Origin of the sequence: Micromonospora narathiwatensis, assembly GCF_900089605.1 — a bacterium.
In the GTDB taxonomy this organism is placed as follows: domain Bacteria; phylum Actinomycetota; class Actinomycetes; order Mycobacteriales; family Micromonosporaceae; genus Micromonospora; species Micromonospora narathiwatensis.
This window is the reverse complement of sequence record NZ_LT594324.1, coordinates 2,193,726-2,209,341: the sequence shown is the minus strand read 5'-3', so window position 1 is coordinate 2,209,341 and position 15,616 is coordinate 2,193,726. Positions and strand designations below refer to the sequence as shown.

The 15,616-nt window shown below is 71.8% G+C and carries 15 protein-coding genes; 8 read left to right on the top strand and 7 right to left on the bottom strand.

Going from position 1 to position 15,616, the window contains the following annotated elements:
* Window positions 1-125: 125 nt before the first annotated feature.
* Window positions 126-998, top strand: coding sequence for a class I SAM-dependent methyltransferase (locus GA0070621_RS09595; RefSeq protein WP_091193589.1), 873 nt, complete (start codon window positions 126-128; stop codon window positions 996-998).
* A 95-nt stretch (window positions 999-1,093) separates the two neighbouring features.
* On the opposite strand, the gene GA0070621_RS09590 is transcribed toward GA0070621_RS09595, so the two are convergent.
* Window positions 1,094-2,053 carry a helix-turn-helix transcriptional regulator gene (locus GA0070621_RS09590; protein ID WP_091193571.1) on the bottom strand — a complete coding sequence of 320 codons (960 nt, stop codon included), beginning with the start codon at window positions 2,051-2,053 and terminating at the stop codon, window positions 1,094-1,096.
* Between the two features lie 94 nt (window positions 2,054-2,147).
* Between GA0070621_RS09590 and GA0070621_RS09585 the strand changes: the two genes are divergently transcribed.
* Window positions 2,148-2,597, top strand: a complete 450-nt coding sequence (locus GA0070621_RS09585; protein WP_091193569.1) for a VOC family protein — start codon at window positions 2,148-2,150, stop codon at window positions 2,595-2,597.
* A gap of 50 nt (window positions 2,598-2,647) precedes the next feature.
* Here the strand turns inward: GA0070621_RS09585 and GA0070621_RS09580 are convergent, their stop codons facing one another.
* Entirely contained in the window at window positions 2,648-3,400 is a 753-nt protein-coding gene (locus GA0070621_RS09580) for a hypothetical protein (protein WP_167666748.1), read from the bottom strand.
* A gap of 230 nt (window positions 3,401-3,630) precedes the next feature.
* Here GA0070621_RS09580 and GA0070621_RS09575 point away from each other — a divergent pair, with 230 nt between their 5' ends.
* Complete coding sequence (locus GA0070621_RS09575) at window positions 3,631-4,041, top strand: hypothetical protein (RefSeq protein ID WP_091193567.1); 411 nt, start codon at window positions 3,631-3,633, stop codon at window positions 4,039-4,041.
* A gap of 192 nt (window positions 4,042-4,233) precedes the next feature.
* On the top strand, window positions 4,234-5,520 hold the full coding sequence (locus GA0070621_RS09570; protein ID WP_091193557.1) for an ArsB/NhaD family transporter: 1,287 nt from the start codon (window positions 4,234-4,236) through the stop codon (window positions 5,518-5,520).
* A 301-nt stretch (window positions 5,521-5,821) separates the two neighbouring features.
* Here GA0070621_RS09570 and GA0070621_RS09565 read toward each other — a convergent pair whose 3' ends face one another.
* Entirely contained in the window at window positions 5,822-6,460 is a 639-nt protein-coding gene (locus GA0070621_RS09565) for a TetR/AcrR family transcriptional regulator (protein ID WP_091193555.1), read from the bottom strand.
* A 61-nt stretch (window positions 6,461-6,521) separates the two neighbouring features.
* Between GA0070621_RS09565 and GA0070621_RS09560 the strand changes: the two genes are divergently transcribed.
* On the top strand, window positions 6,522-7,676 hold the full coding sequence (locus tag GA0070621_RS09560) for an FAD-dependent monooxygenase (protein WP_091193553.1): 1,155 nt from the start codon (window positions 6,522-6,524) through the stop codon (window positions 7,674-7,676).
* Between the two features lie 34 nt (window positions 7,677-7,710).
* On the opposite strand, the gene GA0070621_RS09555 is transcribed toward GA0070621_RS09560, so the two are convergent.
* Together GA0070621_RS09555 and GA0070621_RS29885 are read right to left on the bottom strand one after the other, a co-directional pair.
* A complete protein-coding gene (locus GA0070621_RS09555; protein ID WP_167666747.1) occupies window positions 7,711-8,262 on the bottom strand; it encodes a nitroreductase/quinone reductase family protein in 552 nt (183 codons plus the stop codon).
* Window positions 8,259-8,711 (bottom strand): hypothetical protein, encoded by a 453-nt coding sequence (locus GA0070621_RS29885; RefSeq protein WP_167666746.1) that lies wholly within the window; start codon window positions 8,709-8,711, stop codon window positions 8,259-8,261. Before GA0070621_RS29885 ends, GA0070621_RS09555 begins: the two co-directional genes overlap by 4 nt.
* Window positions 8,712-8,937: 226 nt before the next feature.
* Between GA0070621_RS29885 and GA0070621_RS09545 the strand changes: the two genes are divergently transcribed.
* Window positions 8,938-9,567: a TetR/AcrR family transcriptional regulator gene (locus GA0070621_RS09545; protein WP_091193540.1), complete on the top strand. Its 630-nt coding sequence runs from the start codon at window positions 8,938-8,940 to the stop codon at window positions 9,565-9,567.
* Between the two features lie 13 nt (window positions 9,568-9,580).
* Here the strand turns inward: GA0070621_RS09545 and GA0070621_RS09540 are convergent, their stop codons facing one another.
* Entirely contained in the window at window positions 9,581-9,886 is a 306-nt protein-coding gene (locus GA0070621_RS09540; protein WP_091193537.1) for a hypothetical protein, read from the bottom strand.
* A gap of 433 nt (window positions 9,887-10,319) precedes the next feature.
* The gene (locus GA0070621_RS09535) at window positions 10,320-10,775 is read right to left on the bottom strand and encodes a DUF2690 domain-containing protein (RefSeq protein WP_157739915.1); all 456 of its coding nucleotides are present in this window, start codon (window positions 10,773-10,775) and stop codon (window positions 10,320-10,322) included.
* Between the two features lie 522 nt (window positions 10,776-11,297).
* On the opposite strand from GA0070621_RS09535, the gene GA0070621_RS09530 reads away from it, so the two are divergent.
* Window positions 11,298-14,171, top strand: coding sequence for an AfsR/SARP family transcriptional regulator (locus GA0070621_RS09530; RefSeq protein WP_167666745.1), 2,874 nt, complete (start codon window positions 11,298-11,300; stop codon window positions 14,169-14,171).
* A 4-nt stretch (window positions 14,172-14,175) separates the two neighbouring features.
* Complete coding sequence (locus GA0070621_RS09525; protein WP_157739914.1) at window positions 14,176-15,591, top strand: alpha/beta fold hydrolase; 1,416 nt, start codon at window positions 14,176-14,178, stop codon at window positions 15,589-15,591.
* Window positions 15,592-15,616 lie beyond the last annotated feature (25 nt).

The following is a 15,616-nucleotide window of genomic DNA, read 5'->3' as shown; positions in this document are numbered from 1 at the left end:
GGTCAATGTAATGACTTATGTCGATTACTGGCAAGGGCGCGGACGTCGCCCTCGGCGCCCGCCGCGATCTCGGGCCATGACATTTGTCAGCGGTCCGCGCGCCCGCCCGAGGCTACCCTTGAGCGATGTCCACGACGCTCCGGGCTAGCCGCACGGCGGTGCTGGTCTGCCAGGGCCGCGCCGCCGCGGACGGCTTGATCGCTCCTGACCGCTTCGCCGACCCGACGGCCGCACGCCTCCTGCGCCCCGACGAGCGTGAGGCCGTCGAGCGGGTACGCGACGGCGCCGCGCCGCGGGAGTGGCGGCAGCGCGTCGACTACGAGACGGTGCGGGCCGCTGCCGAACTGATGGTGCCCCGGACGGTCGCCATCGACGACGCCATCCGCGCCCGTCCCAACCCTCAGCTGGTGGTTCTCGGCGCCGGGCTGGACGGGCGCGCCTGGCGTATGCCGGAACTCGCCGGGGTGGCGGTCTTCGAGATCGACCGGCCCGCCTCGCAGCAGGACAAACGCGACCGCGCCGCGGACCTGTCCGGCACCCCGCCGACGTACGTCCCGGTGAGCTTCGGCCGGGACCGGCTCGACCATGCGCTCGCGGCCGCCGGCCACCGGGTCGACCAGGCCACGACCTGGGTCTGGGAGGGGGTCGTCCCGTATCTGACCAGGACGGAGGTCGCCGCCACCGTCCGCGCCGTCGCCGCCTGCTCGGCGTCGGGCAGCCGGCTGATCGTCAACTTCCAGACGCCGTCGGCGTTCGCGGCGCTCGGCCGCCTCGCGGCCCGGGCCCTGAGCGCGTCCACCCGTCGCGCCAGCGTCTGGGCGGACGAGCCGTGGCGTTCGACCTGGACACCTGCGGCGATGGCGGGCCTGCTCGGGCGGCACGGGTACGCCGTCACCAGCGACGGTGACCTGCTCCGGACGGCGAAGGCGCTGGCGACATCGACCCACCACCACAGGTCGCTCGGCATGAGCCGGGTCACGGTCGCCGACCGGCGCTGACACCCGGCGTACCCGACCTGTGGCCCCGGTAGCGGGCGGCGGTCGGGGCGGTGTCCGCCTCTGCGGCGGCGGATCGCGGGAAGCGATCGGGCTCGTCAGCCGGTTTCGGCCATCGCCGCGAGGCGGCGGGCGAGCCGGGCGGCGGCCTCCCGCAGTTCCGGAGGCTCCAGCACCTCCGCGTCGAAGCCCAGCCGGGCCACGTGCGCGGCGAGCCAGTCCAGGTTCTCCCCGCCGACGACGAGCACGCACCACCCGTCGCGGTCGTCCTCGACGCGCCCCACCTGGGGCGGCACCAGCTCCCGCACCTGGTCGGGCCGGGCGTGCAGGCGCACCCGGGCGAGATACCGGTACGGCGCTCCGGTCACCGACCGCTGCACGTAGGCAACCGGATCCGGATGCTCCTTCGTCCGGAAACGCCAGGCCGTCGCCACCACCTCGCGCATCCGGTCCAGCCGGAAGGTACGCCAGTCGTCGCGGTCGACGTCGCGGGCCATCAGGTACCAGCGGCGACCGGTGGTGACCATCCGCACCGGCTCGACCGTGCGTTCACGCTCCCCACCGTCGCGGCCGGCGTAGCGGAACCGCACCCGCACGGCGTCGCGGCAGGCCCGCGCGAGCGTCACCAGCAGTTCCGCGTCGATCTCGACCCCGGGGCCGACCAGGGTCTCGGTGGCGCCGTGCACCGCCCGCACCTCGGCGCGCAGCCGGGACGGCATCACCTGGTCGAGCTTCGCGAGCGCCCGCAGCGCCGCCTCGCCCGCCCCGGCGACCGTGCCCCCCGACGCCATGCGCAGGGAGACCGCCGTCGCGATCGCCTCCTCGTCGTCGAGGAGCAGCGGGGGCAGCCGGGTGCCCGCGCCCAGCCGGTAGCCGCCGCCGACGCCCGCCGTCGCGTACACGGGGTAGCCGAGCGCGCGCAGCCGCTCCACGTCACGGCGTACCGAGCGGTCGGTGACCGCCAGCTCGGCGGCGAGCTCGGCGGCGGTCCAGGACGACCGCCGTTGCAGCAGCGCCAGCATCCGCAGCACCCGCTCGGTCGTCGCCTCGGCGGTCACGGACTCATCGTCGCACGGATCGCGGAACGATCCTGTCCGCTATTGGGGGGAGGCTAGGGCTACGAGCAGCGCACGCGCTGAGGAGAGGGGTCTCATGGCACTCGGTTGGAAACTGGTTCTCGACACGGGCGACCCGCACCGTCAGGCCGTGTTCTGGGCGGAGGCGTTGGGTTATCAGGTCGAGGACAACAGCGACCTGATCGAGCGACTGCTGGCCGCCGGGACGGTCGACGAGAGTCTGTGTGTCGAGTTCCAGGGGCGGCTGTTCTGGCGGGACGCCGCCGCTGTCCGGCATCCCGACGACCCGTTCGACCCGGTCAGCGGTACGGGCCTGGGCCGACGCCTGCTGTTCAACCGGGTTCCGGAGCCGAAGACGGTGAAGAACCGGCTGCACGTCGACATCCATGCCGATCAGGGCCAGCGGGAGGCGATGGTGGCCCGGCTGCGGGAGCACGGCGCGACGCTGGTCCGCCACGTCAAGGAGCCGGGGGGTGAGTGGACCGTGCTCACCGACCCGGAGGGCAACGAGTTCTGCGTCGCCTGAGCCAGGGCGGGCGGCGAGACGTACGGCGGGGTCGGCTCCGCCCCCGACGGTCAGGCGGCTGCGAGGTCGGTGCAGTGGGCGATCGTCGCGTCGTCCGCCGCCACCGCGTCGCGCGCCTCCGCCTGGCGGACGCGACGGATGATCTCGGCGGGTCCGTTCGACGCGAGGACGGCCATGACCCCCGGCCAGTCGGCGAGCCGGAACCGGTCCACGATGCGGCTGGCTCCATTGCTGAGCAGGACGGCGCCGGTCAGCTCGGCGATCGGGCAGCGTCCGGTGATCGCCTCGTCCGCCGCCCGCGGGTCGTCCTTGGCCACCCAGAAGCCGCCCGGCTGGTTCCGCTTGGCACGCAACTCTCGCAGGACTCGGCGGTGCTCGTCGCTCCCCGCGGGGGTGGCCTCGATCAGGGGCTGGTACGACCGGCTGATGATCACCTCGCGGGGATCGGAGACGACGAGCGGCACGCCGTCGGCTCTGTCGAGCACGAGGACCGAGTCACCGAGCACCAGGTACTCGACGAGGCCGTCGGAGAGGCGCAGCATGGCCACCGTCGCCGACGGACTGATCGGATCGGTGACGTCGCAGGTGCCCCGGTGCTCGTCCGTCACCCGCGAGATGGCCTCGGCGAGCAGTGCCGGAAGGCCGCGGTCCGGCACGACGGACAGCAGGCTGAGGAGGCTGCCGCCCAGCCGGGCTGCGTACCAGGCCACGCCGTGTCGGCAGATCGATTCGGCGCCGGGGATGCCGGCGCCGTCGATCAGCACCGCCGCCGTCGGCACGGCGCCGGTGAAGTCCTCGTTCACGCGCCCGGTCCGTGCCGCGGCGCTCGCCATCGTCACCCGCATGTCCCGCCGCCGCCCTCCCGCCGCGTAGGGCGTCGACGCTACAACCAGCACCGGACCGGGCGCGCCCGCGACCCTCGTCACCTGCGCCCGCGCGACCGAATCCCAAGGGGTGGCGACCGTACTCGGTAGACTGTCGTGCCCAGGCCGTTGCCGGTGCCTGCGATTACGGCCGTCGGGGAGGTGTCGCGATGAGGGTCCGCCGGGAGGGCGAACGTCACCGTTCCGCCGCGTGGGCCCTGGCGATCGCGCTGGCCGTGGTCGCCGGCGTCGGGATGCTGCTGATCGGGATGAGCGCCGCGCCGGAGCTGAGACCGGGCGACGCGTTCCAGGTGAAGCCCCGATCCGCGGCGGGCGCGACCGCCACCGGCGTTACCGTCTCCGGGACGGCCGCCGCCTGGACGCCGTCGGGCACCTGCGACCCGCCGTACGGCAAAGCTGCTGACGGCGACGGCGGGCTCCACGCGGTGTTGCCGCCCCGGGCCCACCTCGACCCGACCGACCACGTCGTCGTCCTTCCCGGCGCGGGGATCGCCGCGCCGCCCGCGCGCGCCCCGGTCATCGTCGGCTGCCGGGGTCCGCCCGCCTCCGTGACGCGCTAACTCTCGACGTCACCCATTTCACCGCCGCCGGTCGGCTGGCGGCGCGTCACTGCTTTCGGAGGCTTTTTTGTACCGCCAATTCGCGGTACGGGTCATGCTGCCCGTACCGCCATCAGCGCATACCTGGACACCGAATCCCCATCCGCACGCGACCTCCCGCCCCATGACCGACGGGCCACCGGGGGGTCGGCCATGAGCGCCGTCGCCGCCATCGTCATCTTCGCGGTGGCCTTCTTCTTCATCGCCACCGAGAAGATCCACCGGGTCGCCGTGGTGCTGACCGCCGCCGGGTTGATGGCGCTGCTGCGCCTGGTACCCGGCAACGACGTCTTCTTCTCCGAGCACGCCGGCATCGACTGGAACGTCATCTTCCTGCTGCTCGGCATGATGATCATCGTCGGTATCGTCAAGCGGACCGGCCTGTTCGAGTTCCTCGCGATCTGGGCGGCGAAGAAGTCCGGGGGCCGGCCGTACCGGCTGATGGTGATGCTCATGTTCATCACGGCGGTGGCGTCGCCGTTCCTGGACAACGTCACCACCATCATGCTCGTGGCACCGGTGACCCTGCTGGTCTGCGACAAGTTGGGCGTCTCCGCCGTGCCCTACCTGATCGCGGAGGCGCTCGCCTCGAACATCGGTGGCGCGGCCACGCTGATCGGCGACCCGCCGAACATCATCATCGCCAGCCGAGCCGGTCTCACCTTCAACGACTTCCTGGTGCACATGGCGCCGGTGGTCACCGTGGCGTTCATCGTGTTCGTGGTGATGTGCCGGTGGCTGTTCCGTCGCTCCTTCGAATACCACCCGGAACGGGTCGCGGAGGTGCTCGCCCTCGACGAGCGTGAGGCCATCACCGACGTCCGGCTGCTGGCGCGCTGCCTGGCCGTCCTCGGTCTGGTCATCGCCGCCTTCTCGCTGCACACCGTCGTGCACCTCGAGCCGGCCATCGTGGCCCTGCTCGGCGCGGGCGCGATGGTCCTGGTCACCCGCTCCACCCCGGAGCAGTTCCTCCCCGAGGTGGAATGGTCCACGCTGGTGTTCTTCATGGGCCTGTTCATCATGGTCGGCGGGCTGGTGGAGACCGGGGTGGTCGGCGCCGTCGGCCACTGGGCGGTCGGCGCCGTCGGCGACGACTATTTCGCCGCCGCGTCCTCGCTGCTGTTCGGCTCGGCCGTTCTCGGGGCGTTCCTGGACAACATCCCGTACGTCGCCACCACCGCGCCGATCGTCGAGGACATCGTGGCGGAGAGCGGCAACCCCGCCGCCATGCAGCCGCTGTGGTGGGCCTTCGCCCTCGGCGCCGACTTCGGCGGCAACGGCACCGCGGTGGCGGCGAGCGCCAACGTGGTGGTGCTCGGGGTGGCCGCCCGCGCCGGCCACCCCATCGGGTTCTGGCAGTTCACCAGGTACGGCATCGTCACCACCGTCGTCACCACCGTGGTCGCCTGGGCCTACGTCTGGCTGCGCTACTTCGCCTGAGTTCGGATGGCGGGACACGGTGACCGTCGGCTACGTGCCGTCACCGGCGGTTCGCTCGCGGTACGCCGTCCTCACCGAGGACGACCGTGGGTCCGACCTGCCTTTCCGCAGGCCCGACCCGTCGCTGTAACGGCGGACGACGGACCAGCGCTGACCCACAAGGGACGGCCGCGACGCGTGACCGAACCCCTCGCCGGACGGGCCATGGGACCCCCACCCCTCCCCCTCGTCCCGTCCGGCGCCGCCCCCGGGTCCAGGCACCCGGGTGGCTGAACGCCGGACCGAAGGTCGACCCGGTCGGTCACGCGCCGGAGTGACGCGCCTCGGGGCTCTGGCCGGCGAACGCCCGCAGCAGTGTCGCGATCGCGACGGTCAGGTCCGCGCGGTTCGCGGCCGTTCCGGGTGGGGGCGCGGTGCTGGCGCCCGCCCCGGCCAGCCGGTCGAACAGCAGGCCGTCGATGCAGGCGACGAGATGGTCGCCGGCCCGCTCCGGCTGCCGCGCGCCGACGGCCGCCAGCATCGACCTCGACTGGACGCGCGAGGCTTCGCCGTGCACGAGGATGGTCCGCAGTTCGGGGTGGTGGGTGGCCTCCAGCAGGCAGGCGTAGCGGGCGAGGGTGCGGTTGCGTGCCGTGCTCATCCACCGGTCGAGGATGGCGGCGATGCCGGCGGCCACCGCGTCGACGTCGTCCATCGCGAGCGTCGGGGCGCCGGCTTCGCCCGGCAGCCGGGCCGCGTCCAGGTCCGCCCGGTCGAGGTCGGCGAGCCGGCGTACCACCGCCTCGATGAGCGCCTTGCGGGTGCGGAAGTACGCGGACGTGGTGCCCTGCGGCAGCCCGGCCCGCGTGTCGACGGCGCGGTGGGTGAGACCGCGCATCCCGAGTTCGGCGAGCACGTCGATCGCGGCGTCGGTCAGGACCGCGAAGCGGTCGGTCGGCATGTCTTGCCACCCCCTTCTACGGCTGTAGTATGGACTTCTACACCTGTAGAAGGAGTGCGCCATGGCGCGGACGGCGGTGGTGATCGGAGCCGGCATCGGCGGGCTGGGCACGGCCATCGGCCTGCGCCGCGCCGGCTGGCAGGTGACGGTGCTCGAACGGGTCGCCGCCTTTCGCCCGGTCGGGGCGGGCCTGGTCCTCCAGGCGAACGGGCTGCGCTGCCTCGACGCGCTCGGCCTCGGCGCGGTCGTACGGGAGCAGGGCCAGGACGACGTGTCCGGCGGCACCCGCAGATCCGACGGCCGGTGGCTGGCCCGCATCGAGGCCGGCGAACTGGAACATGTGCTCGGCACCTCCGCGATCGGCATCCACCGCGCCGCCCTGCACGAACTCCTGCTCGGAGCCCTGCCAGACGGCGTCGTCGTCACCGGCGCCGAGGTCCGTGCCGTCACCGTGGACGGCGACGTCACCTATCAGACCCAGGACGGGCCGGTCCGGGTCACCGCCGATCTCGTGATCGGTGCCGACGGCATCCACAGCACCGTGCGCGAGCTGCTCTGGCCGGAGGCCGCCGTACCGACCCACATCGGCGTGCGAGCGTGGCGCGGGGTCACGCCGGCCTGGAACGGCGACCTCGTCGTCGCGATCAGTTGGGGCCGGGGCGCCGAGTTCGGCATGGTGCCGCTCGTCGACGGCCGCGTCTACTGGTACGGCGCCGTCAACGCCGCGCCCGGCGGACCGGCCGGCGACGAGACGGCCCGGGTCCGCGCCCGGTTCGGCGACTGGCACGACCCGATCCCGGCCCTCATCGCCGCGACCGGCACCGTCCTACGCGACGACCTCGCGTGTCTCGACGAGCCGCTCACGACATACGTCAAGGGCCGGGTCGCCCTGCTCGGCGACGCCGCCCACCCGATGACACCCCACCTCGGCCAGGGCGCCAACCAGGCGCTCGAGGACGCCGTCGTCCTGGCCTCCGTCGCCCACCGGCCCGACGGGCTCGCCACCTACGACCGGCAGCGCCGCCCGCGCAGCCAGCAGGTGGCGAAGGCATCCCGCGCGATCGGCCGCTTCGGCCAGCAACTGGACAACCCGGTCGCCGTTGCCACCCGCAACGCCTTGCTGCGGCTGACCCCGCCGCGGCTGGCGCTGCGCTCGATGGCCCGCTACGCCGGCTGGCACCCGCCGGTCATCGCGGCCGACGGCCACACACCATGACCAGCACCGGCGGCCGCCCACCGGGCCACGACGCTCACTGGCTCGCCTGCTGCCTTCCGGTACGAGCCGGCCGCTCAAGAATTCGGTAGGCCGGGTGGCGAGGTGCGATCTGGCGGAACCTCGCCAGCGGAGCCGTCGGCTCAAGCCCGAGATGCGGTCGCGCGCCGGGGGCGATGGCGAGGTAGCGACGCAGAATCTCAGCACGGCGCTCGGGTGGGACTTCCTCCAGCACGACCGGAGTCTCGCGACCGTGGCGACAGAGAGCAGCCTTGCCGCCCGCGGCGTGGACGTTGCGCACCCAGTTCGCGTCCGGCCCGAGCATCGACACGAGGAATTCGCCGCCTTGATGCTCGGTGACCGCGACCGGGACCGAGGTGATGCTCCCACTGCGCCGCCCCACCACCTTGAGCACGGCGGCATGGCGCGGTGACAGGAACCGGGACCGGTACACCACGGCGTCGAGACGGTTCACGAGCCGGGTGAACGCGGTGGGCCGTCCGCCTCGATACATCGAGCGCTTGAGCGCGGCGGCCCCGCGTACGACGGCACGGCCGATGGTCCGAGGCCCCATCCGCCTGGCGGTCACGCCGCCCTTCTCCAGAGCAGCACGACCGCTGCGAGACCGGGTAGGCAGGGAAGGACCAGGAGCCAGCCCAGCAGCGGCGCGAGACCGACGTCACCCGAGGTGTCCTTGGTGGTCGCAGCCGCGATCGCGACGCAGGCCCCGATCGCGAACATGGCGGTCGCCATCAGGCGGGCCCAGCCCTTGCCGGCGCGGACCGCCCAGCCGGTGCCGAGCCAGCCGAGGAGTCCCAGCACCCCCACCACGGCAAGAATGATCGTGTACGCGGTGACGGCGGCGTTGATCTCCCCCGCCCCGTATGCCGGGTAACCCTCGCGGACGTGGTCCGCCAGGACGGTCGTCGTGGCCTGGTCGATGAACGGAGAGAGGGCAGCGATCACGGTGAGCCCGGCACCGGCGTACATCGTTGCGAGGGCTGCCTGGTTGCCCGGTTTCGTCGCCGGCTTGGTCATGGCATGGGTCCTTCCAGGTGAAACGTGGTGGTAACGGACGTGGAGGGGCAGGCCGTCGTCACCCCGCGAGCGCCCGGCGCAGTCGGGCCGAGATCGCCTGCTCGCCGTACGTCGCCTTAGAGACAGTGACTGTCAGCGCCAGCGACTCTAGGCCGCCTCCTACAGATAGTCAATGCCATCTGGGAGTGACTGCCAGAAGCGCGTGACCTCCTGATACTCTCGTCACATGACCGGGCTTCGTGAGCGCTGGCGACTCAAAGCGATGCGCACCATCCAGGAACGCGCTCTCGATCTGTTCGACGAGCGAGGGTTCGGCGCCGTGACGATCGAGGAGATCGCGGCCGCGGCCGAGGTCTCGCCGTCGTCGGTGTACCGCTACTTCGGCACGAAGGAAGGGCTCCTCGTCGCCGACGAGTTCGACAGCATGAGCCGAGAGATGCTCGAAGACCTCCTTGATCCCGGGGATCCGATCGGCAGCCTGCTCCGCGCCGTCCGGGCGTACGAATCCGCGCCGGAGGCAGCGCCTCGCCCCGAGGACGCGGAACGGGACCCGCGGGCCGCACGCAGCCCGTGGCGCAGGGTTCGTTACTTCTTCACCGAACCATCGGTGCGGATGGCCGCCTGTGCCGCGCTCGACCGGGCGAGCCAACGGATCGCTCCGCTCATCGCGGCGACCGGAGAGCTGAGCGACACGCAGGCGCGCGTGGCCGCGAACGCCCTCGCGTTCGGCTACTTCGCCGCACTCGAGCAGTGGTACCTCGACGGGGGCGACCGTCCCATCGCCGACTACGTCGAGGAAGGCATGCGACCGCTACGCAGCATCTGGTCGCCGACCGACCGCGCGCGTCTCGTATGACAACGATCCGTGATCAGTCGGCGCCGCAGACATCCCGGAGCGTCTGGGCGTCCCGGCTGGTCCTGGCCTGCGCCGCGGCGTAGTCTCCGGACACCATGCCCGTCAGGATGAAGCGCATGTTCGAGAAGTCCTGCGACAGCGCCACCGTCACCTGATAGACGGCCCCCTCCGCGGCCAGGCTCGCGCGCATCATCCCCTGGTACGCCTCCGTCGCGGCGGCCTCCTGGCTCAACTCGGTCGATCCGGCGCTCCGGTAGTACCTGTCCACGACCGCGAGTGCCTCCGGGCAGCCGGGTCGGGGCAGCGGCTCCAGCGACAACGGCGGCCTGGTTGAGGGCGTCAGCGGCGTCGTCCTGATCGGTCGAGGGGTCGTCGCGTCAGGTTCGGGCCCTGTCGTCCGCGGTGCCGCGGTGCTCGGATCAGGGACAGGTGTGGTCTGCTCGGGTACCTGGGTGGACGCGATTCCCGCGTCCTGGGCCGGAGGCGCCGGGGAAGGTGCCCGCGGCAGCGCGTAGGCGAAGAAGGCGACCACGGCCGCGGCGACCCCACCTAGCGCCCCAACCGCAGCTTAGTCCAGCCTGAACCCCGCGGAGCCCCTCCCGGCGCCTGTCATCAGTCGAGTATCGATGCCCCAACCGTAGGTTGCTGTCGCTACGGTGCTGGACGACCGGGTTGGGTCGGCGGCGAATCACGGGCCGCCCGGCGAGGTGCGGCACTCGCCGGGCCGGCGTGACAACATCACGAGTCGAGGCTCAGCGCAGACGGGTGCACTCCAATGTGCCCATCCCGAACAGGGGATCCGAGGTGCATGCCTTGGTCAAGCGGTTGTAGCTGAACATGGTCGTCCACTTCACGCTCTTGTTGTACGCGATGTAGGCATCCCACTGCCGCGAGATGCCGTTCCCGTTACTGTCGAGCAGCCACAGCTTGAGATTTCTCTGATATGTGCCACTGAACGTGCCGCGGGCCCACACCGTGTGGCAGGTCGCCGAGTACCGAAGCTCCACCTTCATCCGCGACAAGGTGCCCGTGATCTCCTCAAGGGTCTGCACGCCCGAGGCGTCACACCCGGTCGAACTCGGATCCTTGTACTCGCATTCGGTGCTCCAGCAGCTGGCGGCCTGAGCGGCACCGGGCTGGACGATCACGGCGGCCAATACCGTGACGGCGAACAGTGCGAGTGCACTCGCAATCTTGTTTTTGAACATGCACCTCAGGGTTCCATGACCCCCTTGCCGCATCCTTGCACCCAGCCAGGTTGCGCGGCGGTGGCCGATTCACGAGTTGCGGCAATGAGCGCCGACGATCAGCGCCTGCCGCGGCGCGACCCCGTAGCCGTTCCGTCCAACCATTTCGGGGTGCCATTTCCGCGCGGCGCCGGGATGAACGGCGTGCCGGGCCGAGTGGCTCAACCGGCGGAAGGTCACGACATCGACGTCACGCTCGTCGGCGGGTGGCGCGTACGCCGTTCGGGTGGCGCACGACCTCGGAGGGTAGTCCCCTCCGGACGGTTGACCGCAGCCGGCCGGCCCATCCACCACGGGAGCGCCGCGAGGATGCTCCGACGCCTTGCCCACGAAATGACGATCCGAGGACCCCGCCAGAAAACGGCCAATCGTCCGATCTCGATGCATTATTGCCCCGACACCGCTACCTCGCGACTTTCTTGCCACCGCCGGTTCACGGCGATATCGTCGCTGATGCTGGCCGGGGGGCGGTGAGATCAATTGTTGGAGATCCGTCTGCTCGGGGCGGTCGAGCTGTACCGGGACGGCGTTCGCGTCGAGCTCGGCCGTCGTCAGGAACGGTGCGTGCTCGGCCTGCTCGCCCTGGACACGGGCCAGATCATCGATGCCGGCCGCCTGATCAGCCGGGTCTGGAACGATCGGCCGCCCGAGTCGGCGCGCGCCGCCCTGCAGACCCTGATCGCGCGTCTGCGGGGGCGGCTCACCGCGGAGCACCCGGTGATCCTGACGAGGGGCTCCGGCTACCTGATCGACATTCCGCCGGAACAGGTGGATCTGCACCGGTTCACGGCCGCGGTGGCAGCGGCGCAGAAGGACCCGGATCCGGCCTCCCGTTCGGCCACCATCGCCCGCGCGCTGACGACCTGGCGTGGGCCGCTGCTGGCCGGCGCGGCCGAGGGGCCGCTGTTCGCCCGGCTCAACGCCGGCCTCAAGGACCAGTTCCTGCTGGCGCACGAGCTTTACGCCGAGGCCGAGCTGGCCACCGGCCACCACCATCAGGTGCTGAAGACGCTGCCCGACCTGCTGGCACAGCACCCCGGCCGGGAGCGGACGGCGGCGCTGCTGATGCGCGCGCGCTACGAGGCCGGCGACATCGCGGGTGCGCTGTCCGCTTTCGACACCACCCGGCGCTACCTGGCCGACGAGCTCGGGCTCGACCCGGGCGCGGAGCTGGTCGCGCTGCAGCGGGCGCTGCTCAATCGGGAGGGCTCGGCCGACTCTCCGGTACTCCTTCAGCCGCCACGGCCGGCGGCCGCGACCCTGCCCCTGCCCCGGCAGCTGCCGCCCGACGTACGCGGCTTTGTCGGCCGGAAGGCCGAGCTGGAAGCGCTCGACCACCTGCTGACGCCGGACGGGCAGCGGCCGGCGACGGCCATCGTCGTCTCGGCCATCGCGGGCACGGCCGGGGTCGGCAAGACCACCCTCGCCGTGCACTGGGCGCACCGCCTCACCGACCGGTACCCCGACGGCACTCTCTACACAAACCTGCAGGGCTTCGATCCCACCGGCATGGTGACGACGGCCGATGAGGCGCTCCATGGCTTCCTCGACGCGCTGGGCGTCGCGGCGCAGCAGGTTCCGCCGACCCTGCGGGCCAAGACGGCCCTGTACCGCAGCCTGCTCGCCCAGCGGCGCATGCTCGTGGTACTCGACAACGCCCGCGACGCCGAGCATGTCCGGCCACTGCTGCCGGGATCGCCCGGCTGCCTGGTCATCATCACCAGCCGGTACAAGCTGACCGGGCTCGTAGCCGCCGAGGGAGCCCAGCCGCTGGAGCTGGGCCTGCTCGACCACACGGAGTCGCTGCGGCTGCTCGCCGGGCGGCTCGGCGAGGCCCGCGTCCGCGCCGAGCCGCAGGCCGTCGAGGAGATCGTGACCGGCTGCGCAGGGCTGCCGCTGGCTCTCGCCCTCGTCGCCGCGCAGGCCGCCTCCCATCCGCAGATCCCGTTGCAGCGCTTGGCATCCGAGCTGCGCTCGGCACCACGGCCGCTGGACGCGTTCAGCAGCGACGACACACCGACCGACGCGCGGGCGGTCTTCTCGTGGTCCTACGCGGCGCTCAGTCCCGGCGCGGCAGAGCTGTTCTGCCGGCTCGGCCTGCATCCCGGGGCGGCCATCTCCGCCCGTGCCGCGGCAAGTCTCGACGGCATCGAGCCGGCCCGGGCTCGGGCGCTGCTGACCGAACTGGTGCGCGCGCACCTGGTCATGCACGAGTCTCCGGACCGGTACACGTCGCATGATCTGCTCCGGGCGTATTCGCGCGAGCTTGCCGGGGGCGGCGACCCGGCCGGCAACGACCGGACCGTCGACCGGTTGGTGGATCACTACCTGCACACGGCGCATGTCGCCGATCGCCTGCTCGACCCGCATCGCGACCACATCGTCCTGCCCGAGCCGGTGCCGGGCGCGGTCGCGGAGCCGCTCGGCTCGCACGACGAGGCACTCCGTTGGTATGTCACCGAGCATGCCGAACTGCTGGCGGTCTTCGGGCTGGCGTGCGCGCGGCGGCTCGACCGGGTCGTGTGGCAGCTGGCCTGGAGCCTCGGGAACTACTTCGAGCGGCAAGGACATTGGGAAGTCTGGACGGAGACGCTCACCGCGGGGCTGCTCGCGGCCGAACGGCTCGGCGACCGCGCGGCACAGGCCCGTTGTCTGCGATCGCTCGCCCGGGCATCCGCCCGACTCGGCGACCACCAGCGCTCACTGTCCTATTTGGACGGGGCACTGAAGTTGTACGCCGACCTGGGTGACGAGGTGGGCGAGGCCTACGTGCACCTCAACCTCAATGTGATCCTTTCCGATTTGCGCCGGTACGACCACTCGCTGTCGTGCGCCCAGCAGGCCCTGACTCTGTACGAGAAGGCAGGCCACCAGGCCGGGCTGGCGCTGGCGCTCAACGCGCTCGGCTGGTGCCACGCACAGCTCGGCAACCCGGCCGCCGCCCTTGAGCACTGCCAGCGGTCGCTGGACCTGCACCAGCGTATCGGCCACACCGCGGGCGAGGCCGACACCTGGGACAGCGTCGGTTACGCCTATCGCGCGATGGGCGACCTGCCCCACGCCGCGGCCGCGTACCGGCAGGCATTGGGGCTCTTTCACGAGTTGGGAGACCGGTACAACCAAGCCACGGCGCACATCTGCGTCGGCGACATCGAGCAGGCTTGCGGCCGTACGACGGAGGCCCGGCAGAGCTGGATCTCGGCCCTGGCCATCCTCCGCGAGCTCAGCCACCCCGATACCGAAGCCGTACGCGCCCGCCTCGCTCCACGCGGGTCCGATGTGGCGCCGCCCCCTGCCGACCACGAAGCGCTCTCGCGAAGGCGGGCGGCGCGGTGGGTGACACCGCGCCATACTTGATCGCGTGCGGGCAGCTCGGGTGGGACGCTGGACCGGTCTCCTCGTGGCCGGCGTCATGTGCGCCACGCTGGGCCCCGGGACGCGGCCCGCCCCGAAGGACGAGACGCCCAGTGCGGCGACAACCGCACTCCGGGCCGAGCCCCGGCTCACCGGCTCGCTGCCCTGTTCCGACAGTGCCGGCTTCACCTGCTCGTACCTGACGGTGCCGCTGGACCGCGGTGGCGGCGCACCGGGATCGCTGCGGTTGCGGGTCGCGACCGCCGACAACGCGGCCGCACCTCGTGGCACGCTTCTGCTGCTCACCGGCGGGCCGGGACAAGCGGGCGCCGGCCTGCTTCCACGGCTTCGTCAACGCTTCTCCTACCTTCTCGACGACTACCGGCTCGTCATGATCGACCAGCGGGGCACGGGGGCGGGCGCCCTCGCCTGCGAGCCGCTCCAGGCCGAGGTGGGCTCGTCCGACGTCACCGTGCCGACGCCCGAGGCGGTACGCGAGTGTGCGCGCCTGCTCGGCTCGAACCGTGACCACTACACGACGGCGGATACCGTCGCGGACCTGGAGGACCTGCGTCGGGCGCTCGGCGTACCGCAGTGGACGCTGGACGGGGTGTCCTACGGATCGTTCGTCGCCCAACACTACGGACTGACGTTTCCACACCGGGTACGCCGGATGGTGCTCGACTCGGTGGTCCCGCAGGACGGGCCCGATGCCCTGTATGTCGCCGGCCTGCGCCGCGCCGGGTGGACGCTGCGCCAGGCATGCCAGGAACAGGGCTGCGGTTTCGACCCGGCGGCGGCGCTGGCCGACGTCGTTCGCCGCTACGACAACGGGGTCGGCGTATTCGACCTGATCGTGGTCGCGAGCATCGTCGATCCGAAACTGACCGGCACGAGGTTCGTCCCGGTGCTGGCGCTCCTGCGGCTGGCCGCCCAGGGGGATCCGGCCCCCCTCAACGAGGCCATCGCCGAACTGCGGGGCGGCGGTGGCACGCCCCCCGGGCAGTACAGCGCGGGCCTGCACCTGGCGACACTCTGCGCGGACCTGATCCACGCACCGTGGGGAGACTCGACGACACCGTCGGGGCAGCGGGAGCCGGCCGTCGACCAGACGGTGCGAGAGCTGCGCACCGATCAGGTGTGGCCGTTCGAGCCGCGGACCGCGGTCGGACACGGCGTCGTTCAAGGCTGCCGGCACTGGCCACCGTCGCGCCCGAACCCGCAGCCACCGCACCCACGGCTGACCATGCCCGTACTCCTGATCAACGGTGACCGGGACCTCTCGACACCACTTGAGTGGGCGGTCGAGCAGGCCGCCCGGACGCCGCACGGCAAGCTGGTCACCGTCCCGGGCATGGGACACTCGATCCAGGGCCGCAACCCGGTCGGCGATCGGGCCGTACGCGACTTTCTGCTCGCCTGACGCTCACCCACGTCCATCGCCCCGC